The sequence below is a fragment of the candidate division WOR-3 bacterium genome, from assembly GCA_039802205.1.
GTDB lineage: Bacteria > Hydrothermota > Tepidihabitantia > SM23-42 > JAOAFX01 > JAOAFX01.
Genome location: JBDRWD010000018.1, coordinates 12,609 through 37,808, shown reverse-complemented (window position 1 = coordinate 37,808; position 25,200 = coordinate 12,609). Strand labels below are relative to the sequence as shown.

Here is a 25,200-nt window from a genome sequence, read left to right as displayed (position 1 = left end):
TCAGCCTGCGGATAAATGTTTTTAAATCTCAGGGTATCTCGCACCCTGAAGGGTGCGGCTACCGCTAATAATCCAGTGGAGATAAAAACAATTTGAAAAAGTAGAGAGGACTCAGAGACATAAAATGTTGACATCTTTAATTTTTTAATTATAATTAACATTTAAGAAAGGAGGCTAATGCCAACAATCAATCAACTTGTTCGTTTGGGACGAAAGAAGGTGCGCAAAAAAAGTCGGTCTCCGGCTTTGACGGGTTGTCCACAGCGCCGGGGTGTGTGCACCAGGGTTTATACGACAACCCCAAAGAAGCCGAACTCGGCACTGCGTAAGGTTTGCAAGGTGCGGATGACGAATGGTTATGAGGTTACGGCGTATATTCCGGGTGAAGGTCATAACCTCCAGGAGCACTCAATCGTGCTGGTACGGGGTGGAAGGGTCAAGGACTTGCCTGGTGTCCGCTATCATGTGGTGCGTGGAAAATACGACGCAGCAGGAGTTGAAGACCGTAAGAAGAGCCGGTCGCTTTATGGGGTAAAAAGACCCAAAGCGGCTGCTTCCTCATAAGGAGTGAAAGATGGGCAGAAGAAGAAGAGCGACGATTCGGAAGATCCAACCAGACCCCAAATATAACAGTGTCCTGGTGAGCAAGTTTATAAACAATCTGATGTGGGACGGTAAAAAGACGATTGCCCAGAAGATTTTTTATGGGGCGATTGAAAGAATTGAGAAGATAACGAAAGAAGATGGCTTGGCGGTTTTTGAGAGGGCGTTGAATAATGTGAAACCAGTGCTTGAGGTCCGGCCGCGCCGGGTGGGTGGCGCTACTTACCAGATTCCGATGGAGGTAAGGCCCAACCGGAAGGAAAGTCTGGCAATTAAATGGATAATCCAGGCAGCGAGAGAACGTCCTGAGTACCGGATGGAAGAAAGACTTGCCCAAGAAATAATTGCGGCAAGTCGGAACGAGGGTAATGCGATAAAGAAGAAAGAAGAAGTCCACAAGATGGCCGAAGCGAATAAAGCCTTTGCCCATTTCCGATGGTAAATAACAAGAGACTAAGATCCGCAGCCCGGATTGTCATTAATCAATGCCTGGGTGTCAAAGAGCATGAAAGCGTTGCCATCATCACCGACCACCCATGCCGGGTTGTGGGTGAAGCCCTGTGGCAGACGATTCCCAACAAACAGAATGCTTATTTAATAGAAATCGCACCAACCGGGGGGCACGGCAAAGAACCACCCCCTTTGATTGGAGAAATTCTAAAAAAATGTGATATTTTTATAATCCCCACTTCCTTTTCTCTGACCCATACCCGGGCGCGTATTGAAGCGACAAGAACCGGTGCCCGGGGCGCTACCATGCCTGGTATCACTCCGGAGGTTATGATCCGCACGCTCAATGCAGACTACCAAAAGATCGCTCGACTCACAAAAAAAATGGAAAGGCTGCTCACTGTGACAAAAAAGGTTCGCATCAGGACCGCGGATAAGGAACTCTATCTGGATATCAGTACCCGCCCAGGTCATCCAGATACTGGTGTTATCCGCACACCGGGAAGTTTCTCCAATCTACCCGCAGGCGAGGCATATTGTGCCCCTCTGGAAGATAAATCCGAAGGAACGGTCGTGATTGATGGTTCTTTTGCACCTGTCGGGTTACTGAAAAAACCAGTCACTTTGAAAATATCCGCGGGAAGGATTGTAAAACTTGAAGGTAATAAAGAACTGGAAAAAATTTTTGACAAGATGGAAGAGGAAGGGCGAGTGCTTTGCGAACTCGGGATTGGGACAAATTACAAAGCCACCATCACCGGCAATGTCCTTGAAGATGAAAAGGTTATTGGCACCGTCCATCTCGCCTTCGGGAATAATCTGGGATTTGGAGGAAAGAACGATGCCCGAAGTCACCTGGATGGTGTAATACGCAAACCCTGGGTCTGGTTTGATGATAGACTCGTAATTAAACAGGGTAGAATTGTAATCTGCTAATTGATTTGGTTCCTTTTTATTAACTTCCTTTTAAATGCCAATGTCACCAAGATAAAATTTGAAGGCAATAACTTAGTAAAGAACCGCGAATTACTATCGGTACTCGTCTCTAAGGTTCGCCAGCCTTACAGTGAATTTAATATCATCCGGGATGTCAATAGTATTATCCGTTATTATAACACCCAAGGTTTTTTTGCGACCCGGGTGACGCCGGAAATAACCGAAAAGGGAGAAAATGTGGAGTTGAAATTTAAGATTTATGAAGGTGTCCGTCCCCGAATCCGGGAAATCCGGATGGTAAACGGAAGCAAGGATTTAAATCAGTTTTTGACGATTGAAAAAAATGATTTTTTCATTCAGGAGAAGATAAGGAAATCTTCAGACCAGATTGAAGGGTATTTTAAAGACAATGGTTATGCGTTTGCCAGCGTTACCACTCGGGTAATACCCGATTCCGGAATTTTAATTTTTGAAATTCAAAAGGACCGGATTTACTACATTAAAGATATTATCATCCGGGGGCTAAAATTCACGCATCCAGCAATCATCACCCGGGAAATTCAAATCCAATCCGGCGAGCAATACAACCGCAAGAAAATTCTGAATACTCAGTTGCGAATCTATCGGCTGGGATTCTTCAGCACCGTGGATATTGAGATGGTTAAGGTTACGGAGGATACCTTAAATCTTATCTTTAATTTAAGGGAATTAAAATCAAAAATATTCAATTGGGGAGTGGGTATCTCTATCCCATTGAGTTTCATAATCTCTTTAGGGCTTGAAGAACTCAATCTTTTCAACATGGGACATCGGCTTAAAATTTCACCGGCGTTCAAGATCAATATTAAAAAAGAATGGGAAGCAAAATTTGACCTGCTTTACTCCATTTCTTATTTTACCAATCTAAAATTGAGCCCTTCTATCTTGCCCTTTTATTGGTATGAAAATAAACAAGATTTTTTAAGAAAATCATGGGGTATTGAGTTCCGGGTTTCGCGCATCTTCAGTGATAATATCCAGGCCCATATTGCAAATAAATATAAATATGTGGACATTGATATAAAAACGGATTTGCCTGATACATTTTTTCAGACTACCAATAGCATCAAAATTCAGTTGATGGGAGATTACCGCAATGAATTTTTCAATCCCCATTCCGGTATTTATTTCGTGCCTCTACTGGAATATGCTGGTGGTCGGCTGGGTGGTTCCAATCATTATCTAAAACTGGAGACAGAGGGAAGATTTTATAAAGATTTTCTCCTAACCCGGAGGAATATCATCGCCCAGCGGATAAAAGTCGGTATCATCATTCCCACCGATGGTATGGCGATAGAGGAAAAATATTATCTGGGGGGGCAATACAGTTTAAGAGGTTATCCGGAAAAATCCATTGGTCCGGATACCCTGCGGAATGAGCACTATGGAGAGATCATATTTAATTACAATCTGGAAGACCGCCTGAGCATCTATAAAAATTTAGGTATTGTCGTATTTCTGGATATGGGCTATATTGACAATCGGCAGGAATTTTTCCGAAAAGATTTTTTTAAATTGGGCAGCGGCGTGGGTTTGCGCTATTTTACACCGATTGGTCCCATACGGGCGGATTTGGGTTTCCCTTTTACGGGATCGGGAAGAGAGTTTTATTTAGGCATTTATCATATTTTCTGAAAAATGAAAAAACTTATTATCACCTTGATTGTTATCGGAATTATCATCGCTGCCGGGATGATCATCCTTAAACGTGTGGACTGGGGGAGATTGGGTATTGCCCTTTTGCGGCGGATGAGCAGGTGCGAAATAACCTATGAAGCGATCGAAGGCAATCTTTTCCAAGGATATGATATCAAGAATTATGTAGTCAAAATTTCGAAAACCGATAGCCTCTGCGGAAGATTTGCTCGGATAAGCTATCGTTTCTCACCGTGGAACTTGCGTCTTCCCGCAGTCTTTCAGATTACCCTCGTGGAGCCGACACTTTATTTGAAACAAAAAAAAGGAGAAACAGTAGGGGGTGGATGGAATATTCCAACCCTTAGTCTCTCTCTTCGGGTCAATTTGAAAAACGGCAGTCTTGTTTATGAAGACACACGCAAATATGAAATAGTTAATATTTCCGGACTAATCTTTCTTGATTTTATAGGCAAAAGTTTATATCTCAGCACCGTGAATTTAAGTTTGTATTACCCGGATTTGCCATTAGAGATTTATTCGGCTAATACTCTTTTAAATATCAATTCCGACCGGATAAATCTTAAGTCATTGCAGATCAAAGGGCGGGGATTCACCTTCCAGAGCGAAGGTTCGTATTACTTCACTGGAAAAAATCTATTGCTCAAAATAAAGAAAGGAGAATTTGACCTGGCTGGAATGAGAATCTATAAAGGTAATATCACCCTGCAGGGGGATATCAGCCTCATCGGCGCACGCATAATCCCGCGGATCCAGGGTCAAATACAAAACTTTGATTTTTTAGAGCGAGTGAATTTTGAAACCAATCTTTTAGCCGATACCGTTATCATCAATTTGTTTGAGGGGAATGCATTGCAAGGCAGTTTTTCAGCCCAGATAAAATTTTTAGATTTGAAAAACTACCAATTTGAAACGAATTTTCGCGCCGTGAATATTTCTCAACTGTTAAAATTAAATAAGCCAATTCGGCTTAACGGCAAACTCTTTTATAAAAATAAAAGATTTTCCGGAATATTAAATTCACCAGCGGAAAATGGTCTGGCGATTGATACCTTGCTCATCGCCGGAAAATACGACGGCAAGCAACTGGTGCTTGATACCTTCAAAGTTGAAGAGGATGATTTAGACATCTCCCTCACGGGTAAGATAGCTCCGGATCTGGAACTTAATGGGATCATCAATAAACTTGCTCTGGAGCGGTTGGAGAATTTTTATCCCGTAAGGGGTACTCTCTCGGGCCGTCTGCAGTGCTCCGGCAAATTTTTTGAACTGGTACATACCACCTTCAATGCCGATTTAAAAATTGCGGACCTTGGTTTCAAAAACTTACATATTGAGGATTGTGCAATAAAAATTGATAACTTCAATCCCCAGAAATACACCGGGACTCTCCAATGTGATTTGACCACCTTAGGGTATAAAAATTATAAAGTGGAGCAACTTTCATTCAAGATTCAACATGAAACATTTCAATTGCGGGCAGAAAGGGGGGATGATACATTGATTGCTAAGGGTAAATTATACAATGATGCCACGGGATTGATTGATTCGCTCTGTCTGATTTTTCACAAACAAACGATGTATAATCTGGAACCAATTGCTTTTGATATTGGTAAGCGAAAAATTGGTTTGGTCCATCTCAAACTGGCCCAGGCGGATTTAATTTTTTCTTTAGAACAAAATAAAATATTAATCCAGGGTCTCAACCTTGAAGAATTTACTCATTTTTTGGGTCTAAAGGAGACGATAAGGGGATATCTGACATTGATCTTGGAAAAGGATCTTCTTACCATCCATGCAGAAAGTCTTTTTTACCGGGGGTTGGCGAATGGACGGCTGGAGATTAAAGGTGAATATTTAAAAAACCGCTTGCGGGTTATCCGATTGGAATTAGATGATGATAATAAACAGATGCTCAACGGCGAAGGTATACTTTCACCTGATTACTTCGCAATCCAGTTAAAATTTCAAGATATCCAGCCGTGGGTATTCCCATTTTTATATTCTTTTATGGAAAATCCAGATTGCCGGTTGAGTGGTGAATTAGCTTTTGAAGGCAATTTAAAGGATTTTAAAATTGCCGGTGACGCAGAGATAAAGGATGCCTGTTTTGGAATAAAGACCATCGCTGCACGTTTTGATTCGGGATATGCAAAGGTCAAATTCCGCGATACTCAAATAATTTTTGAGACAATCAAAGTTCAAATGCTGCCCGGGTATGTGTTTTACACAAATAATCGTAGTTGGGTAGAGGGGGGTGGGATTGTAAAATTAGAACCAAAATTCCGTGTGCGTAATTTGAGATTTGACTTCAGTTTCCGGGACGCGCCGCTACAGTTCCAGCATTATGCGTATGGAATCGGTTCGGGTAATTTTGCACTCCGGATGAATGACGAAGTTATGGCTTATGAAGGAAACATCACCATCAAAGAGGGGATAATACCGGTGGAGTTTGGTACCTATCTGGAATCGGGAGAAGGAGAAGGAAAACAGGAATGGCGGATGAATTTAAGATTGAGCGGTGAGCGGAATATATGGCTACGTAACCGGGATACAGATATTGAATTTGGCGGTGAAGTCTATCTCACAAAAGAATTGACGAGCCCTCTTTATGTGACAGGTAATCTTGAGACTAAAAGAGGTAATTACTACTGGCTCAACCATATTCTAAGGATCACCCGGGGGAAGATAACTTTTGTTCCTCAGGAAGTCATTGACCCGGAGCTCGATTTCTGGGCAGAGCTGAATACGCGGGAAAGGGATCCGGAGACGAATCAAGAGATAAAAATCATTCTTCATTGCACCGGTAACATTTCGGAACCAGTATTTGAATTTTTCTCTGAACCCCCCCGGTATAGCGAACAGGATATTTTAACCTTTTTGAATTTAAACATCACCTGGCGTGAGATTGAATCTATGAAACAGGGAGAATATATAGGCCGGGTATTACCACGGGCAGTTTGGGCATATCTGGAAAGCGATGTCTCCCGGCGCTTTCGGACCTATACTGGTTTAGACTATTTCCGGATTGAAGCACCACTCTTTGAACCTCAGGAGAAAACCAGGGTGACGGTGGGAAAATATATCTCAAGAAATCTTTTTATCACTTACACCTACGATATCACTACTTTTTCCAATGAATTTAATGTGGAATATTTCATTGATGACCGGAATCAAATCTGGATAAAACGTGATGAAACCGGTGAATACAGTCTCCAATATCAATACCGGATAAGATTCTAATCCTTTCTCCTTGACGGACGGGGTTAATTGAGTATAATAAATCTATGAAAAAAGTCTTAATCCTTGGTGCGACGGGCTTAGTAGGTCAAGAGGTTGTTAAAATCTTAGAACAGCGAAATTTTCCGGTCGCCGATTTATATCTTTTTGCTTCAGAAAAAAGCGAAGGAACGACGATAAAGTTTCGGGATCGAGAGTATGAGGTGTCGGCGGATTACGAAACATACATCGGCGAGGTAGATATTGTCTTCGGTTGTCTTGATGAGACCCTGTCCCGAGAGATCGTGCCTAAATTCCAAAAAAATAGTATAGTCATTGATAATTCTCCAGCCTTCCGGTTGGACCCTGAAGTGCCGCTCATCGTTCCTGAGATCAATCCCCATAAAATAAAAGAACACAAAGGAATTATCGCCAATCCCAACTGTTCTACAATTCAGATGCTTGTTCCTCTCTATCCCCTCCACAAAAAAGCGAAGATTAGGAGAATCTTCGTTGCTACCTACCAGTCAGTTTCCGGATATGGACGGGATGCTGTTGAAGAATTAAGGTTAGAACTTGAATACCTGGCAGTAGGACAAGAGATTCCGAAATTTGAAGACAGTGTTTTCCCCCATCCAATCGGTGCTAATATCATTCCCCAGATTGGTCGTTTCAATGAACAGGGTTATACCAGTGAAGAGATGAAGATGATTAACGAAACCCGAAAAATCTTAGATGAACCAAACATTCTGGTGAGCCCTACCTGTGTGCGCATTCCAGTCTTTTACGGTCACAGTGAAGCAGTAAGTGTGGAATTTGAGAGTTCTATCTCGGTTGCAGAAGCGAAGGAAATACTTAAGAGCGCACCGGGTGTGGTATTGTGTGATAAAGATGAAGAATATCCAATGCCGATTGAGGTTGCGGGTAAGGACGAGGTCTTTGTGGGACGAATACGCAAAGATTTTGCCTTTGAAAATGGTTTGGCAATGTGGATTGTGGCTGACAATATCCGAAAAGGGGCGGCGCTGAATGCGGTCCAGATTGCCGAACGATTATTAAGGGAGTAAATTTTTATGTGGTTTAAGAAAAAGGTCCAGGCAAAACCAGAAGAAAAATTGGATTTACCGGAAGGTTTGTGGGTAAAATGTGAAAGTTGCGGAGAGATCCTTTACCGGAGTGAATTGGAGAAAAAGTTATGGATCTGTCCAAAGTGTAATTTTCATTTTCGCATTGGATCTCGGGATTATATTTCGCTCCTATTAGATGATGGATCATTAGAAGAATTGGATGCCGATATGGAACCACTTGATCCCCTTGATTTTCCCGAGTATAAAAAGAAATTAAAGGCGGCACAGCAGGCGACCAAGTTGAAAGACGGTTTAATCTATGGGCGGGCACGGATAGGTGGGATTCCCGTAATCTTTGCGACGATGGATTTTGCCTTTATGGGAGGCAGCATGGGTTCGGTGGTAGGAGAAAAAGTGGCAAGGGCGATAAGACTGGCAAGGAATGAGAAGAAACCATTGATCATTGTTTCTACCTCTGGTGGGGCAAGGATGCAGGAGGGGATTTTTTCGTTAATGCAACTATCCAAAACCTCCGCAGAATTAGCACTGTTGGCTCAGGAGAGGATACCTTATATCTCAATCCTCACCCATCCTACCATGGCCGGGGTTATGGCTTCTTATGCCTCGCTCGGCGATATTATCATTGCCGAACCCGGCGCCCTGATTGGATTCACCGGTCCCCGAGTAATTGAACAGACGATTGGAGAAAAACTACCTCCGGGTTTCCAACGTTCGGAATTTATGCTTGCACATGGGATGATTGACTTGCTCGTTTCCCGAACCGATTTGCGGGATACTTTGATCCGACTCTTAAAGATCATCTGCAAAGTTTCCTGACACTCGCGGGTAAAATTTTTTCATGGCAGAAGTTCGTCTGGAAAATGTATCAAAGATATATGATAAGCATATCCTAGCAGTTCAGGATATCACCTTTGATGTTCATCATCGGGAATTTGTTGTATTACTCGGTCCCTCAGGCTGCGGTAAGACTACGATATTAAGATTGATTGCCGGGCTGGAGGAGGTCTCCGGGGGTAAGATATTTATTGATGAAGTATGTGTAAATGAGGTTCCTCCGGATAAACGGGACATAGCAATGGTTTTTCAAAATTATGCCCTTTATCCACATATGAGCGTATTTGACAATATGGCTTTCGGACTGCGGATGCGGAGATTACCCCATTCTGAGATTAACGCCCGGGTATTGAAGGCTGCAGAAATTTTAGGATTAAAAGACTTACTGGACCGTAAGCCCAGGCAATTATCGGGGGGACAACGTCAAAGGGTAGCCTTGGGCCGGGCAATCGTGCGCAATCCCAAATTATTTTTATTTGATGAACCTCTTTCCAATCTTGATGCCAAATTGCGCGTTCAAATGCGCGGCGAACTAGCGCGTTTGCACCGGGCATTGGGTGCTACCATAATCTATGTCACCCATGACCAGGTGGAAGCAATGACTCTGGGCGAAAAGGTGGTGGTGATGAACAATGGTAGAATTCAGCAGATCAGCGATCCTTTGACCCTCTACCGAAAACCTGCCAATAAGTTTGTAGCGGGTTTCATCGGCACACCCCCGATGAATTTTCTTAGTGGGGTTATCAGGGAAGACCGGGATTCAGTTAAATTTATCAATAAGGAGTTCACCCTCCCTCTTAATCAAGATTTTGCCCGCTTCAAGGACCGGGAAGTGATAATGGGATTCCGACCCAATGATTTCACGGATGGCCCAGGGATTGAATTTAAAATAAAAGTTGAAATTATCGAACCTGTGGGCGAAGAAATTTATGTATACGGCAAAATAAACAATCTCACCATCCAAGCAAAAGTGCCTTCTTTTTATAAACCCAAGATTGATGAGATACTGATTCTTCGGATGCCTCCGGAGAAAATCTATTTATTTGATGGTCAAACCGAAAATGCCCTCCGCTGAAAAGAAAAGAACCCATCGTTTAAAATGGATATTTATAATTCTTGGTCCATTATGTGCCGGTTTTCTCCTTGGATTATATATTCAGGTGGTCCACGATCTGCCACCCTCCGAAGCTATATCATTTTATACCCCGCCTGTCGCAACGAAAGTTTATGACGACCAGGACAGTCTTTTTGCCGAATTTTTCATCGAAAGGCGAGAACTGGCGAGTTTAAAGGATATGCCCGAGTATCTCAAGAAAGGATTTATTTGCATTGAAGATAAATCGTTTTATAAGCACTGGGGCGTAGACATGAAAGGAATATTTCGCGCTCTGTTTCAAAACCTTCTCCGTCTCCGCGCGGCCCAGGGATTTAGCACCATCACCATGCAACTTGCAAGAAACATGTTTCTCACTCAAGAAAAAACCTTGCTCAGGAAATTGAAAGAGATCGCTCTGGCAATAAGGATTGAACGAACTTATACCAAAGATGAAATTTTGGAACGCTACTTAAATCAGGTGAATTTTGGACAGGGGAGATATGGGGTGGCGACAGCTGCCCGCTACTATTTCAACAAAAGTGTTTCGGATTTAACATTAAGTGAGTGCGCCCTGCTTGTTGCCCTGCCGAAATCTCCTGAATACCTTTCACCATACCGGTTTCCCGAAAGGGCAAAGGCAAGAAGGAATCTGGTTTTAAAAATGATGTTAAAAGACCGGATTATAACCCAGGAAGAATACGAAAAAGCCATTAACGAACCTTTGAATGTAAAACCTCCTCAGAAAGGTCATCAGATTGGTGAGTACTTTCTTGAAGAGATAAGAAGATATCTGGAATTGAAATACGGGGTTGACTTTCTTTATCGGAGCGGAGCAAGCATTTATACTACAATTAACCGCCAGATCCAGGAAATAAGCGAGGAGGTTTTGGAAAAACATTTATGCGTGATTGAAAAGGATTATAAACTGATGATAACTAAATCCCGGTTTGACTCGCTCGGTATACCCGACACACTGGATAAAATTCCTTATTTACAGGGTGCATTGATGGTTGTTGATCACCGTCATGGTGAGATAAAGGCATTGATCGGAGGCCGGGATTTCAATCAGAGCAAATTTAATCGTGCTACCCAGGCAAAACGCCAGACCGGCAGCGCCTTCAAGGTCTTCGTATTTCTTACCGCCTTAGATAATGGTTTTACACCCGCGGATCAGGTATTGGATTTGCCCATCGTAATGGAAGTCGCGGGTCCAGATAGCATCTACCGTCCGGCAAATTACGATCATAAATTCTTAGGTCCTATCACCATGCGTAAAGCCTTGGCTCTCTCCCGCAATCTGGTAGCGGTGCGGCTCATCCGTATTGTCGGACCGGATTTGGTCGTCAAATATGCCTATGATTTAGGAATAAAATCAAAACTTCTGCCGGTTGTATCACTTGCCCTTGGTTCCTGCGAGGTGAGTCTTGCTGAGTTGACGCAGGCATTCAGTACCATTGCTAATCTCGGGGAGGAAAGATCTTTTATTATGATCCGCAAGATCGTAAGTAGAGAGGGTACAATAATAGAAATGAACAAACCCACAATAGTGAGAAAATTGTCACCCCAGGTCTGTTATCTGATGATCAATTTAATGCGCTCAGTCGTCGACGGCGGCACCGGTTATGAGATAAGAAAATATTATAAAGGACCAGCCGCCGGAAAAACAGGGACTACCGATAACTATTCTGATGCTTGGTTTGTCGGTTTCACCCCCCACTATACCGCTGGTGTTTGGGTGGGTTTTGATGATAACCGGACGATTTTCAAAGGAGCAACCGGAGGAGTGGTTTCAGCTCCAATATGGGGTGATATAATTGCGCGGATCGACACCTTAATCACAGATGATTTTCCGGTGCCGGAGGGAATCATCTGGGTTAAGATCTGTCCCAAGTCCGGGCTCCTGGCAAACGAATACTGTCCGGCACCCAGAGAAGAACCGTTTATCGCCGGGACCGAACCAAAAGAAAAATGTGATATCCACACCCTGGAGACAAAACTTCGAGGTGAAGAAGAGTTTGAAAAACTGGATCGTTCAGCATTAGATGGGTATTAATCAATCCTACGAACGATGGCAATCGGCGTTTGCTGGCTTGATTGCCCCAAGGGATTGTCACGGAAAACTTTTTTACAAAAATCATCACTCAGTTTAGCATCCGATTTGCCCAGGACTGCTACGCCTAAATCATTTGCATCAATTATTACAAAATCATATCTAAATCTTTCCTTTAAATCACGGGCAACTTTGTTGGGATTCTTCGGTCCTAATTTGGCATATTCGTTATACGGCGGCAATGTATAATGACAGGGACCATCGATTGCCGCCACCGACTTACCTGCTATTACATAAAATAAACCCCTTATTCCCAGCGGCTTGGTGATTGCCGAAACAAACGCCGCCAGGAGGAGGCGCAGAACACCCGCTTCCCGGATTGCGAGTTCCATCGTCCAGGGACTCCCTAAGCCAATCCCATAAGGGGATTTGTGAACAAATTTAACAAGGAATTTTGCCAGCCAGGAAGGTTTGATATCCTTGATCGGAAACGCCCGCCCCTGGGTTATTGCTACAATCCGTTCACTCAAAAATATGATGTCATGTTCTTTGACATGGGGTAGGACATATTTTTCTACGACCTGAGAGATATTATCTCTATCCGTGATGACATGGGTCTTTATCGGCAGCCGGGCATAATTTTCTCCGTCCACTTCGATGATGAGTTTCTTACCTTCATTTGGTTGCCAGCCTGTTAATTCAGAACTTGGATGCACTTCTAGATTATATTCACTCGTTTGTGAAAGTCAATCCCAAAATGGTTATTTTGAACGATGGCTGATTCCTCTCCATATATTTTTTATATTTTATGAAGGGACGATAAAAAACTCATGAGCAAGATTTGTAAGGACAATCAATGATTTAGCGTTGAATACTTTTGTAGGGCAAGGTTTTTAGCCTGCGGATAAATGTTTTTAAATCTTAGGGTATCTCGCACTATCTTTGTTTATTATATGTTGCGTGAGCAGATTGATTATGCTACTTGTCTGGCGAGAAAGAGAATGGCTGGGTAAGCCTCTCTCTTCACTTAATCACTGAATGATTAATAAAAAGATTAGGCAGCCCAGCTGCTCCGAATAGATACCTTGGTCTTATATGACCGTATAGCAGTCTGGTTTAACCGTTAGGTATGATTCGGACCAAGAAATTATAATCTGAAGAAAGGGGGATGTAAAGTAAGAATTTAATTTATTGACAAACCTTTTATAGCAGTGGAGAAGAATCAGGAATGATGGCAATTGATTTTTTCCAAGAGATATATATAATTTAGGGTAAGGAGGCGCAATGGTACTTTTGGCATTTTATCTGTTTTCATATGAAATGTTGGTAAACCACCCACTTCCGGAAGTAGCCCTTACAGCACAAAGAGTGATCACCGAGTCAGGATATGCAATTGGATACAGAGATGAAAATGATATTGTTACCGTAAGTACCGAATTTGATATTCGCGATCTTCACCGGTATATCATTGAGGAATTTTCAGATGAAAATCCTGGCTGGACTCAAGCAAGGGTGCAGATATTCGTAAAAATAAGGGCGATAACCACCGAGAATACCAAGATTGAAATTAACGCTGTATTTGAACGTTTTGGCACACCTTCGGTATTATTGTTAATTCCACCGCATTGGCGTAATGCCGCGTCAAATGGTAATTTGGAAAAGGAATTAATGGACAAAATTATCGCGAGCCTGCCAACCAAGGGGGAAAAATGAGATTTATTATTCTTCTCTTGTCATGCGGAACAGCCTTGGCAAATCCACCTTGGACGCCAAATATAAAAGTAAGCCAAGATCCTGGAACGGGTAATCAAAACGAGACGACTATGGCGAACTATCAGGATACATTATTCTGTGGAGGCTGGAATGATAGCCGCACGGGCACATATCATGTGGGTTTCGCTCGTTCTACAAACGGAGGTATGACCTGGGCTGAAACCTTGATGTATGAACCTACCTATCCTTCAGATTGTGACCCCTGTATTGTAGTAAATGATTCTGGTCATATCTGCTATGTGTGGTTGTCATATAATACATCAAATTACACCGGTGATATATATCTTACAAAATCTCGCGATTGGGGTAGGACCTGGGGACAATCGCAGTGTCTGACACCCAATACGCCCAATAGCCTTGATGATAAACCTTGGGTTACAGTGGACGGCAACTACATGTTTTTGACCTGGTACGAATACGGGACGAGTTACAACCTAATGTTCAAACGCTCCACCAACTACGGGCAGACTTGGTCTTCAGCTGTAGCCATCGGTTCGGGCGGTAATGGAACGATGGCTTTCCGGGGGACTGGACAGAATTTGTTTGTTGGCTGGGGAATGCAGGACATCCGCCTAAATCGTTCCACAAACCTTGGAAGCACTTGGCTTGGACAACAAACGATTATCACCTGCCCCTGGAGTCCGCCTTCAACACCCTATCGTTTGAATAATATTCCCTCATTTGCGACAAGCCGGGATAGAACACGTTTATATGTTGTCTTCGCTGATTCCCGCTGGGGCAGTAATCAACTGGATGTTAGTTTTTCATATTCAACGGATCAGGGTATCACCTGGTCTACCCCGGTAAAAATAAATGATACTCCTGCGGGTGATACTACTTTGCAGTTTTATCCTTGGATTGCAGTGGATCCGAATGACAACCTCCATGTCGTCTGGCATGATACACGCGGTCGAAGCAGATACTGGATTGGCCAATACTATGCCTACTCCACTAATTATGGAATTACCTGGAGTGCCAATCAAAGAATTTCGGATACTGTAGCATATACCAATACCTTCATTGGTGATTATACTGCCTGTACAGCCGGAAGTCAATACATTGCGGCACTCTGGTGTGATTGCCGCAATGGGCAGACTAATCCTGACATCTATTTTTCACGGTGTCTGAATCAAATCGGAGTCGAAGAATTGACAAAAGACAAACTCACCAATCCGCGCTTACAATTATTCTTTCCGAATCCATTTACTAACAGCGCAAGAATAACATATTATCCGCCTGATGCCCAACTATCAATTTACCGTTTGGATGGAGAGAAAGTAGAAACGATAGAGGGGCCGGGTATTTACTTTCTCCAGTTAAGAAAAGATAACCAGACAATCACAAAGAAACTGGTGAAGATTGAATAACTAAAAAAGGTCAGAAGGGTTACCAGACTTTTGTTAGTTTTCTGATATCTTCGCCAGCGGTTGATTAAGTCTTAAAAATCTTAAACGAGGATTTTAGAAATTATATTTAACTTTCAGGACTAACTCGTCGTTTTCCTTCAGCCTGCCAAAGGATGTTCCATCTTTCCCATCAATCAGCCGCACGCCCAGTATCAGTTCGCAGTTATCAATTGGTTGATGAGAAATTTCCGGGGCATAGACAAAGGCATAGTTATTTTTAAAATCAGCAAAATCTTTGACTTCCAGGGCTCCCGCGAGAGGCATCAATTTCAATTTATCTTCGAATAATTTCCATTCCAGGCCGAGCAGGATATAATCTTCGATTTCCTTACCTCGCTCCTGGAAAAATCCGTGCACATACTGGAAGTTAATATAAATGCCATTTTTGAATGTGTAATCGCTACCAAGCACGAATTTGGTGTAAGGTTTATTATCAAGGATTAACGAATCCCGCACACCCATACCCAATTGTGATAAATCAATCTCATAATGGACACTCTCAGGGAAAAATAAAGCTCCTTCGGCCCATATCCCGATATCACCAATTGCGCCGGCGAAATCAGTACCGAAGATCTGCATTTTAGGAAAAATGAGTTCGTTGATGATATTAACATCGCCCAGCATGTTCACAGGTGTAAAGGTTGTCTTCTTTAAAATCGGTAAGCCATCCCGTCCATAGCAATAACTCATTGAGAAATCAAAATTGAAGATATTCTTTTTCAAACGGACTCCTTGGATTGAGTTTTTGATATGGTAATCGGGAAAGATGATTGAATTGGTGATCTGCACCGGGTTGATTCCCGGAGGAGGGGTAATATTTGAAGAGCTTGTATGCAACCCATTCGGCGGTAATAATGCCGGAGTAAAACGGGGGATAAAGACATAAGAGAGATTAAAACCTTTAATATAGCCGTCAATCTTTACTCCGTTGGAACTGAGATGTCGACCAAAGTCCCAGATATCTTCGAGGTCCAATGGATTAAGGTTATCGGTAGGATTTATCTTATCAGCAGTTCCCCAGGCAATCCGCTGCCGGCCGATGCGCAGATCAACATTTTCCACTGGAAATTTTTGAATATCGATGTAGCCCTCCCGAATATCGATTTCAAACGGAGCGATTTTTTCTTTTTTTGAAAGGTCTTCAAGATTTACGAAGTTGGGCAGATCGAATGAACGGAGCCAGATTTCGCTAAAGAATTTGATATGCTCATTGCTATTTTGCTCCAGATTCAGGTTCAATCGGTATTCCTCAAACGAGAGAGGATAATTTTCTTTTAGGAAAAAGCGGTGGTCGGTAGAAAAATATCCTGACCAATCAAGACCAAAAACAAGATTTAATGCCAAAAATACTATGGTCATTTTATTTATTTTTGGTAGTTTCATTTTGACCTCCTTTATTTTGTTAATGTGCCTTAACTATTTATCCCGGCAAAATTATATGTCAGTCATTGAAATTTTCTACTGAGCAAGATTTCGCTCCGTGAAGATTTCGTCTTTTAAGCCGGTATCTACCTTAATTTCTTCCAGCACAATTTCGGTTCTGTTGCCACTGCGAAGGTCCTGCATCACATAGTTTTTCGGGATAAGATATTCTTTTATCTTTTCGGTTTTTGGAATTTCCATTTGTTTTATCATCATGCCCTTTTTGTTGAAAAATTCAGATTTTACCGGAAAGAAATCATCCTTGCGCACATACAGATTTACCCGCGCATACTCGGAAATATGGCCGGGCTTGGGTGTGAGGATGAGTAAATAAAATTCCCCTTCGTTCTTTAAGCCTTCGGATTGCCACTTATCAGCATATCGCTTGGCTTCAAGGTCTTCGTAGGTGAAGTCGGTGCCGACAAACTTCTGATTTTTTACATGAGCAGCAATGCGTCGGGTCTTTTTGTATGCTGGAAGATAAACATAGAGCAGATCATCTGGTAACGAAAGAAACCCGATTCCTTTCTGGTCAGCCGGGGAGAGGACTTTTACTAATCTTTTGTTAGCACCTTTCTGATATAACTGGACTTCGCGTTTTTTTGTCTCGCCATTTTTATTTATGATATTTATCTTCATCAGCGCGGAGAGGTCTTTGGGTGCACTGAGGACTTCATCAACCTTTTTTAAAATCTCCTCGGCTTTTAAGGATTCTTCTGCCCATGCGGTTTGGATTACAATCAGCAGGATGGACAATATGCCGGTCATTTTCATGTAATTCTTCATTTTTGACCTCCTCGTTTTCTTGCCAAAGCTACTCCCAGCTTAATGGCTATCCCTTGTTTTTTAATTTTGTTCTTCATTTTTACTCCCTTTAAAATGTCTGCCTACCTTTAAAATGATTGCAGGCAAAAGAACAGTTGCCCCCAACCCCGTGCTCAGCATTGTTATGCCCAGTAAGATACCAAATCTTATCACCGGCACCAGGTTAGAGAAGATCAAAACCAAAAAACCCAGCATTACAGTAAAGACATTAACGATGATTGCACTTCCCGCATATTTTATTGTAGTAAGCAATGCTTTTTCAATATCGTTTTGTTTCCGTTCATGCGTATAACGGTTAAGAAAATGGATTGAATAATCAATACCAATTCCCACACAGATACTACCGATAAGCACCGTGGCAACATCAAGCGGAATTTTCAAGATGCCCATACTGCCGAAGAGGATGGACAATCCTAAGAAGATAGGCACGAGCCCTAAAATACTTTCAGGGAGTGAATGAGTGAGGAAAAGCAGACAGATAAAGATTGCGACAATTGCTATAATAAGACTGATCAACTGACTCTTTAATAAACTCTGATTGAGATGCTGGTAAACAAGTGCTGAGCCTGTAAATTCAAAATTATAGTTATGGTTATTTTTTAATTTTATATAATTCTGAATCTGCTTAATGATTAATTCACTTTCTTCACTATATGCACCAGGAGTCATTGCCTGAATAATGCCTTCGGTTTTATCTTCGTTGATAAGTTGTTCAATCGTTTCTTCTCCTTCAAGCAAAAAATATAGATTGCTGATTTTCTCTTTAGTATCAGGGATATTCTTACCTTCGCCCATGGCATCGTTCATTTCTTCAAGCAAATCAACTATTGACTGGGGGTGATAAACGCCTTTAAGGGTGTCAAGAAAGTTATGGAATTCCTTCATGGCTCGGAGCACTTCCGGGTCCTGTAAGTCGCCTTTTATCAGAATCTGAATGGGCACAGAGCCCCCAAAACTTTCTTCCATTATCTTTTCAGTGCGTCGAATTGAACTATTCGCTTTGAAATAATCGAGAAAATCTACTTTGGTCTTTATCAAGGGAATGCCTATTAAAAATCCAATGCCAATGATCGTCCCCACAATCCATACGATATCTTTATGGGTGAGGACCCAATGTCCAGTGTGCTCCATTAGCTGATTTAAAAATTTTAAACTTTGTCTTTGGTTGGGTTTTAAATTTTTGAGGTTACCCAAGATTGTGGGTATTAAAGTGATGCTGAGCAAAAATGCGAAAATAATCCCTAAAGATGTGAATATTCCGAATTGTTGTATCATTATTAGATAAGAACCAAAGATGAAAGATGTGAAACCAATGATTGTGGTGAAGGCGGCGAGGAATACCGGAATAATAACCTTTGATAGAGCATTTTTTGCCCTTGTTTGAGCATTTTCGTCCTTTTCTTCCATAAATTTGCAGATCACATGGATTGCGTAGGCACTACCTACAGCCATAAGGATTGCTGGAATTATATTTGTGATAATGGTGAGAGGAACACCACACATTGCTATAAATCCAACTGTCCAGAGCGCACTCAATCCTACGGACAAAAGGGGCATGAGCACATAAATAGTTGAACCAAAACTGAAATAAAGAACGACTAAAATAATCAATGCCACAAACGGCAAAAGCACTTTGATATCTTTTATTATGAGATCATTTATCGCATTTAACTGGAAAGGCAGCCCGGCAAAGTAGGTTTTGATACCTCGCAAGTTTGCATTCTTCGTAACACGTTCAATTGCCTTGGCTACTTTAGATTTGTCGCCATCAATCCGACAGATTATCAGCGTCGTTTTTGCATCTTCGGAAATCAACTTATTCCGATAGATCTCTTTACACAGGGCATATTCTTTAATTTTTTCTAAGTCCCTCTGTTCGGGGATATTATCTTCATCTATCAATTTGCCAATCTCTAATCCTTCGGTCGTCTTTTTGATATCCAAGACATTAGTGAGACTTGTCACATAACTTATTCCTTCAATCTGACGGAACTGGCGAGTGAGTTCGGCGATGGCTTTTATGGTTTCGAGTTTAAAAACATCATCGGATTTTATGATTACGATTCCTAAACTATTCCCGCCATATTTTTCACCGAGGTAATCAAGGAGTTTGACCGCGGGGTCGGTTTTAGGTAAATAACTACCCAGATCGGAATTCACCGCGACCTTTCTTAAAAAGAATGCAAATAGCAGGCTCAATACTACCGAGATTATCACCACCAAATTTCGCTTGGTGACAACCCATGAGGCAATTTTTCTCATTGATTTTCTCCTTTATAGAATTTTTGACCATTTTTGTTTTTTGGTCGAAAGTCGCTTAAAAAATTTTTAATCATCTTTTTAAAATCCCCCGATAAAGCATCTCCAACATTGCCTCGGTCTTTTTCTCTAATTTACCAATGTCCTCTTCAATCCCCCAGAGGTATTCAAAACCCTTCAAAGCCGTGACAAAATAATTGGCAGCCAGCACTGGGTCGGGGATAGCAAAGATATTTTTTTTGATGCCTTCCCGCAAGATATCCAAAATGAGTTTTGTCTCGTAGCGGTCATAGTTTTCTCGGAAGCGCTGGATAAAATCATACTCTTTGAAATACTCCTCTCGGAAAGAACTGTAAAACCGGGCAATGCGATGGAATACCCGCATCCGGGTGAGGACATAGATTGTTAGTTTCTCCTTCGGGTCGCTTGCCGACGCCAGGGCATTTCTTATCTCCGATTTCACCGCACTTGCTTCTTTTTCAATCACGGCAAGAAAGATTTCTTCTTTGTTTTTGAAATAGTAATAAACCGAGCTTTTACCCTTGCGGGCTGCCCGGGCAATGGCATCCATGGTGGCTTTACGATAGCCGAACCGGGCAAAGATATATCGCGCGGCGTCCACTATCGCATCACGCATTGCTTTTTTGGAGACCGTCATATAATGCTCCCTTTTAGATTTTTCGACCAAAATGGTTTTTTATTCGAAAACATGGTCTATTATAATTAAAAAATGAAAATTGTCAAGAGGTGATGAAAATAAAAAACCGCCTCCCGGTTCAAACCGGGAGGCGGCAAAATCCAGGATATGGATTACCTTACGAGGACCAATTTGTGGGTTGCAATCTTACCTTCTGCTTCCAGTCTCAGGAAATAGATACCATCAGGAAGCTGGTCATTATCCCAGCGGACCTGTTTCATACCCGGTGATTCTCTACGGTTAACGAGGGTAGTGATTTCCCGGCCGGTAGCATCAAAAACTTTTAGTAGCACCTCAGTTTCTTGGGTTATAGTATAGGTGATGACTGCAGATTTTGTGGGATTCGGAATATTAGGAGCGAAGCCAAATTTCGCTTTTATATCAGAGGTACCAGTTTTTTCTGAAACTCCGGGTACGAACCAGGGGAGTTTCCATACTTGAGCCGTCGCGGTCCAATCACCGTTATCGTCACCACCGCAGACATAGATTTCATTATAACCCTGCCGGGCAATGAGAAAGTCGTTGCGCACGATCGTCAATGGATAGTCGGGAAGCGCTGTCCAGATGTTATTATCAATATCATATTCCCAGGCGTGAGCAGTAGGGGTAGCGGCACTTTCAAAACCACCCACCATATAGAGATATCTGCGGCCATTGCGATACATCTGGGTTGCACCGTTGTTGAAATTCGGTATGGGAAGTGCTGCACCCGTATTCCAAGTGATATTTTCACAATTGGCAGGATTGATCACTCCGTAATAGAGATTGGAATAAGCGGCACTGCCATTATACCCGCCTACTACCCATATCGTATCACCGGTGATCGCCACCCCACCCATCATGAAATTTGTTGGGAGACTGGTTCCGGTTGTCCAGGTATTGGTATAGGTATTGTAAATCTGGACATTATTCGTCGGAGCTGAGCCATTGTATCCACCCAAGAAGTAGATGAGCGAATCTTTATATGCTACCTGGCCACCAGCAATCCGTGCCTGTGGAACATTTGCACCGGTGCTCCAGGAGTTATTCGCCACATCATAAATCATTGTGTAATTCCGGACGCTGCCATCGTATGGTCCAAAGATATAGAATTTTCCCCGGACATAGGTGGCATCAATCCAGTCACCGGCATAAGGCATATTAGCCATGGTCTGCCAGGAATTGTTAGAGGGATCGTAACGGAAGGTATAATTGTGGTAATTGTAACCGCCATCCGGTGTCCCGCCGAAGGAATAGATATCATCATTCACCGGGTCATACCCCGTGCCATTGGAAAGTTCGGCATTGGGGAGATCAGTACAACGGACCCAATTACCCACCGTAGAGACGGTGGTAGTGGAACGAATGGTGTCATTACTCGGATTTTCATCGCCTGCCAGAACCGTGTAGAATGTTAAATCGTAGACAATTCCTTCAGTCGTGCAAGAAGTCCAGCTTGGAAATGTCGCGGTTGCTTCCTGTCCAGGAGCTAAAGAAGAAATACTTGTGCTCTGGTTGTAGATATTCACCCCTGCTGAATCAATCCGGCAATATACATTGAAGCTTTCCGTATTCTGTCCGAAATTCTTCACTCTCGCCTGCGGTTCGACCGAAACACCCGGTCCGATTCGTGTACCCGGTGCCAGAACCGTTCTCATTCCTACATCATGGTTATAACTCGGCAGGAAGAAGCGGATTGCTAAACTATCGATAAGGGATTGTGTGTTGTAGGAGAATTGCAGAGCCCAGAGTGGTGGCTGGGTAGGTCTTCCCTGGATGCCCACAGTGGCGCTTGAGCCAGCGGCATTCATTGCATCAAGATACTGGAAGATGATCTCGCCGGTGCTGCCAATCAATATCGCTTCAAAGGTCAGGAAATCACTCGTGCCGTAAATTGGAACATTATACCATTCCACGACCAAGGTATCACCGAATATCTGGTAGAAAACGCCACCCGCACCAGATGCTGCTGGATTCAAATCATCCCAGTAGGGAGCGATAAAGATTTGCACTCCGTAACTATTCTGGCTGGGAATTGGTAGATTAGAAAATCCCAGGTAACGATCCTGGAAATAAATCGTTCCATTGGAAGCGACAGCGATATTGTTGTAAATGCTATCGTAAAATGTGAACTGGAAAGATATCGGATAGTAATAGCCATCATCAGGCAAATTCAGATTGTAACCGGTACCCGAAATTTCAATCCAGTTAAATACCGGTCCACCAGGATCGCGGGAATCTAACCACTGATAGCCGAAATCATCCGGTCCTCCACCCCGGGGGAAGAATGACGGTGCTTTCAATCCTGCGGATGGAAGTTCATTTGTTCCCTTCGGAAAGGGCTCGTATCCTTTTATCACCTTGCCTTGCACATCAGCGTATACGAAGGCAAGAGATATAAGGATGCTAAACATTATTGTAATTAATTGCTTCATTTCTTCTCCTTTTTATTAAACCCTTGCACACTACCAACCTCATGGCTAATCTCTTAGCCCACCTGTCTTTTTAGTTTTTTTCACCTCCTTTCAGAGGACGAGTTTATTATAATTATATTATAATCACAAATTACCAAAAGTCAAGTACCCGATTGACAAATTTGATCTTATCAGTTATAATGGTAAGGGATTTTAAAAAAGTAGTTAAGTTTAAAGGTTAAAATTACAGAAGTTGACATCAGCCGAGATGGCGGAACTGGGAGACGCGGCGGACTCAAAATCCGCAGTGCTGAAAGGCACGTGGGGGTTCAACTCCCCCTCTCGGCATAAAAACTTATACAGTCCAGTTTTTCAAAATGATATCTTTTTTGGTGAGGGAGACTTTTAAAAGCGGTGTGCGGTCAATTTCCTTACCCTTTTCCCGGGCTTTGATTACGAACTCCACATGTTTTTCCTCTGTAAGATTTAAATTATCCAATGGAATTGCAACCTCTGCAATTTCTTCAATTTTAAAAGTCACATTTTCAGCAATACCTAAGACATATTTCAAGCCTGGCGGCTTTTCAAAGTTTATCTCATATTCATACTGATTGATATCTTGATTTACCACATCAAATCTGATATATAAATTTTTATCATCAAAACCATAGAAAACCTTGGCAAAAAGCCCGGCAAACCGTTGCATCGTACCTCCGGTCCTTTGCAGGTCCAGATAACCCGCGTTATACCATTCATAAAAAAAAGTCAATTTTCCATCAATGGTAGGTGTGATACAATCAATGGGTTGGGTTGCCGCAATCTCTGATTGAGGATTTATTGGTAAAAATAGTTCATGGGGTGGTTCCATGTTCAACCTTTGATAAATCCAGAGGGCATTTTTTCGGAATAGCTCATCAAATATCTCCGTCGTCACCGCAAAGAAATCGTCACCAAACCACCAGAACCAATCACTCCCTTCAAGAAAATAAAGTCTTTGCCAGATTTGGCTATCCTGAGTTCCGGAAGCCACTATTTTTTCGCGTAAGTTTTTGATAATCAACCAGGCTTTATGATCCTCAGATTTACCAATCCATATATTAAAATTGGCACCAATCCAGGAGCCCGGAAACAAATTGGTAAGATTGTTCACAGGTGAGGGATATTCGCTGAGGAATCTGGAAAATGTCGTTGTGGGAATTCGTTCTTCACTCAGGCGCTGATACAGCAGATTTAAAAACTCCGTGCCATCGTTATCAAAGTACTCCCAGGCATTTTCGCCATCAAGGATTACCGGCAGGATATATTTCTCAGTCGGCGAAAGGGAACCGGCAATCTGTTTTATCCGGGTAATAAAATCTTCCACCGCTTTCTCGGCTTCCCAGCCGTTATAGACAAAGGCAATCCGGTCGGATAATAGATGATCGCGGAAAAATATTTTAACATTGCCTATCTGCCATGGGCGATAGAGGCGGTGGCTTTGATTAGGTATACCGTGTTCATCTCTCTTGAATGAAATATTTATGGAACGGGCGAGGATTTCTTCATCAGTGGCAATCCATTCAATACCGAGTTCAGATAAAATGGGTATCAATTCTGCACAGACGCTTCCTTCGGAGGGCCAAAGTCCCTTAGGCCGGAAGCCAAAGATATCTTCAAATACCTTCAGTCCCTGCAATATCTGAGCACGGGCATCCTCCGGATGTTTGAACTCAAAGGGTATTTCCAGATTAGGAGTGGAGATTTTTGCCAGGTTGCTATTGATTAGCAAGGGCAGAATCGGATGGGCTAATGGCGAGGTTGTCAATTCAATCTGTCCAGATTGATAGGCATTCTTATATTCATCAAACAATGAACCGATGATTTTATTCTGGAGATTGATGATTATCTCTTTATCCTGTTCACGAAAATTTTTTCCTTTCTGATAAAGCTCTTTTATCTCTTCGCGAAAGAGTGGGTCAATCCAGACGAGATTCGCCCATATCTGGAGGTCTCGGAACTCATCAGTGGTAAAACTCTCGGCAACACTCGGTAATTCTTCGGGAACCAATTTTTTTCCTCGCTTCATCAACAAAGAGAAATACCGGGGATAAGGTTCGACCATCTTTTCCCAGTTGGCAAGAAAAAAATCTTTTAAGATTTCCACTTTTTCTTCAAGCGTCAGGTCTTCGGCCCGTTTTCGGAAAAGCAGAAATTGTCGGTCGGTGCTTTTTCCTTCTTTATATTCTTTAATCTGTAAAAGGAGTGAAGGGGTAAAATTAAAGGTAGCAGTAAGCATCGGGAATTTCTGCAAGTTTTTCAGCATATCTAAATAATCTTTGATTGCATGGAGTCTGACCCAAGGCATGGGCAGGACATTATCGTCAGGTGTGGAGTAGATCGGCTGATGAAAATGCCATAAAAATGCGAGGGAAAGATTATTCATAGATACTTAAGCCTGAAGAATTGAATCGATTG

General features: G+C 42.4%; 18 protein-coding genes and 1 tRNA gene. 12 read left to right on the top strand and 7 right to left on the bottom strand.

Annotated features, from left to right (window positions below; translation table 11 throughout):
- Nucleotides 1-177 precede the first annotated feature (177 nt).
- Genes rpsL through ABIL39_05590 form a run of 9 tightly spaced genes read left to right on the top strand, consistent with a single transcriptional unit; the run spans nt 178 to nt 11,974 of the window.
- A complete protein-coding gene (rpsL, locus tag ABIL39_05630; protein MEO0165599.1) occupies nt 178-564 on the top strand; it encodes a 30S ribosomal protein S12 in 387 nt (128 codons plus the stop codon).
- Between the two features lie 10 nt (nt 565-574).
- Complete coding sequence (rpsG, locus tag ABIL39_05625) at nt 575-1,045, top strand: 30S ribosomal protein S7 (protein MEO0165598.1); 471 nt, start codon at nt 575-577, stop codon at nt 1,043-1,045.
- The gene (locus ABIL39_05620; GenBank protein MEO0165597.1) at nt 1,039-1,989 is read left to right on the top strand and encodes an aminopeptidase; all 951 of its coding nucleotides are present in this window, start codon (nt 1,039-1,041) and stop codon (nt 1,987-1,989) included. Before rpsG ends, ABIL39_05620 begins: the two co-directional genes overlap by 7 nt.
- Entirely contained in the window at nt 1,990-3,663 is a 1,674-nt protein-coding gene (locus ABIL39_05615; GenBank protein ID MEO0165596.1) for a BamA/TamA family outer membrane protein, read from the top strand.
- Between the two features lie 3 nt (nt 3,664-3,666).
- Nucleotides 3,667-6,927 (top strand): translocation/assembly module TamB domain-containing protein, encoded by a 3,261-nt coding sequence (locus tag ABIL39_05610; GenBank protein MEO0165595.1) that lies wholly within the window; start codon nt 3,667-3,669, stop codon nt 6,925-6,927.
- Between the two features lie 44 nt (nt 6,928-6,971).
- Nucleotides 6,972-7,970, top strand: coding sequence for an aspartate-semialdehyde dehydrogenase (locus ABIL39_05605; protein MEO0165594.1), 999 nt, complete (start codon nt 6,972-6,974; stop codon nt 7,968-7,970).
- A 6-nt stretch (nt 7,971-7,976) separates the two neighbouring features.
- Nucleotides 7,977-8,807 (top strand): acetyl-CoA carboxylase, carboxyltransferase subunit beta, encoded by an 831-nt coding sequence (gene accD, locus ABIL39_05600; GenBank protein MEO0165593.1) that lies wholly within the window; start codon nt 7,977-7,979, stop codon nt 8,805-8,807.
- Between the two features lie 22 nt (nt 8,808-8,829).
- Entirely contained in the window at nt 8,830-9,900 is a 1,071-nt protein-coding gene (gene ugpC, locus ABIL39_05595; protein ID MEO0165592.1) for a sn-glycerol-3-phosphate ABC transporter ATP-binding protein UgpC, read from the top strand.
- The gene (locus ABIL39_05590) at nt 9,872-11,974 is read left to right on the top strand and encodes a PBP1A family penicillin-binding protein (GenBank protein MEO0165591.1); all 2,103 of its coding nucleotides are present in this window, start codon (nt 9,872-9,874) and stop codon (nt 11,972-11,974) included. The genes ugpC and ABIL39_05590 overlap by 29 nt, the downstream gene beginning before the upstream one ends.
- Here the strand turns inward: ABIL39_05590 and ABIL39_05585 are convergent.
- Nucleotides 11,971-12,687, bottom strand: a complete 717-nt coding sequence (locus ABIL39_05585) for a coenzyme F420-0:L-glutamate ligase (GenBank protein MEO0165590.1) — start codon at nt 12,685-12,687, stop codon at nt 11,971-11,973. The two genes, ABIL39_05590 and ABIL39_05585, sit on opposite strands and share 4 nt — an antisense overlap.
- Nucleotides 12,688-13,255: 568 nt before the next feature.
- Between ABIL39_05585 and ABIL39_05580 the strand changes: the two genes are divergently transcribed.
- Nucleotides 13,256-13,684, top strand: a complete 429-nt coding sequence (locus ABIL39_05580; protein ID MEO0165589.1) for a hypothetical protein — start codon at nt 13,256-13,258, stop codon at nt 13,682-13,684.
- Entirely contained in the window at nt 13,681-15,111 is a 1,431-nt protein-coding gene (locus tag ABIL39_05575) for a hypothetical protein (protein MEO0165588.1), read from the top strand. The genes ABIL39_05580 and ABIL39_05575 overlap by 4 nt, the downstream gene beginning before the upstream one ends.
- 93 nt (nt 15,112-15,204) lie before the next feature.
- On the opposite strand, the gene ABIL39_05570 is transcribed toward ABIL39_05575, so the two are convergent.
- The 5 genes from ABIL39_05570 to ABIL39_05550 form a co-directional block, all read right to left on the bottom strand.
- Entirely contained in the window at nt 15,205-16,533 is a 1,329-nt protein-coding gene (locus tag ABIL39_05570) for a hypothetical protein (GenBank protein MEO0165587.1), read from the bottom strand.
- Nucleotides 16,534-16,608: 75 nt separating this feature from the next.
- Nucleotides 16,609-17,358 carry an outer membrane lipoprotein-sorting protein gene (locus tag ABIL39_05565; GenBank protein MEO0165586.1) on the bottom strand — a complete coding sequence of 250 codons (750 nt, stop codon included), beginning with the start codon at nt 17,356-17,358 and terminating at the stop codon, nt 16,609-16,611.
- Nucleotides 17,359-17,418: 60 nt separating this feature from the next.
- A complete protein-coding gene (locus ABIL39_05560) occupies nt 17,419-19,659 on the bottom strand; it encodes an MMPL family transporter (protein ID MEO0165585.1) in 2,241 nt (746 codons plus the stop codon).
- A 70-nt stretch (nt 19,660-19,729) separates the two neighbouring features.
- Nucleotides 19,730-20,314, bottom strand: coding sequence for a TetR/AcrR family transcriptional regulator (locus ABIL39_05555; GenBank protein ID MEO0165584.1), 585 nt, complete (start codon nt 20,312-20,314; stop codon nt 19,730-19,732).
- A 152-nt stretch (nt 20,315-20,466) separates the two neighbouring features.
- Nucleotides 20,467-22,767, bottom strand: a complete 2,301-nt coding sequence (locus tag ABIL39_05550) for a kelch repeat-containing protein (GenBank protein MEO0165583.1) — start codon at nt 22,765-22,767, stop codon at nt 20,467-20,469.
- Between the two features lie 241 nt (nt 22,768-23,008).
- Here ABIL39_05550 and ABIL39_05545 point away from each other — a divergent pair.
- A tRNA-Leu gene (locus ABIL39_05545) sits at nt 23,009-23,094 on the top strand.
- A gap of 7 nt (nt 23,095-23,101) precedes the next feature.
- On the opposite strand, the gene ABIL39_05540 is transcribed toward ABIL39_05545, so the two are convergent.
- A complete protein-coding gene (locus ABIL39_05540) occupies nt 23,102-25,168 on the bottom strand; it encodes a glycoside hydrolase family 57 protein (GenBank protein MEO0165582.1) in 2,067 nt (688 codons plus the stop codon).
- Nucleotides 25,169-25,200 lie beyond the last annotated feature (32 nt).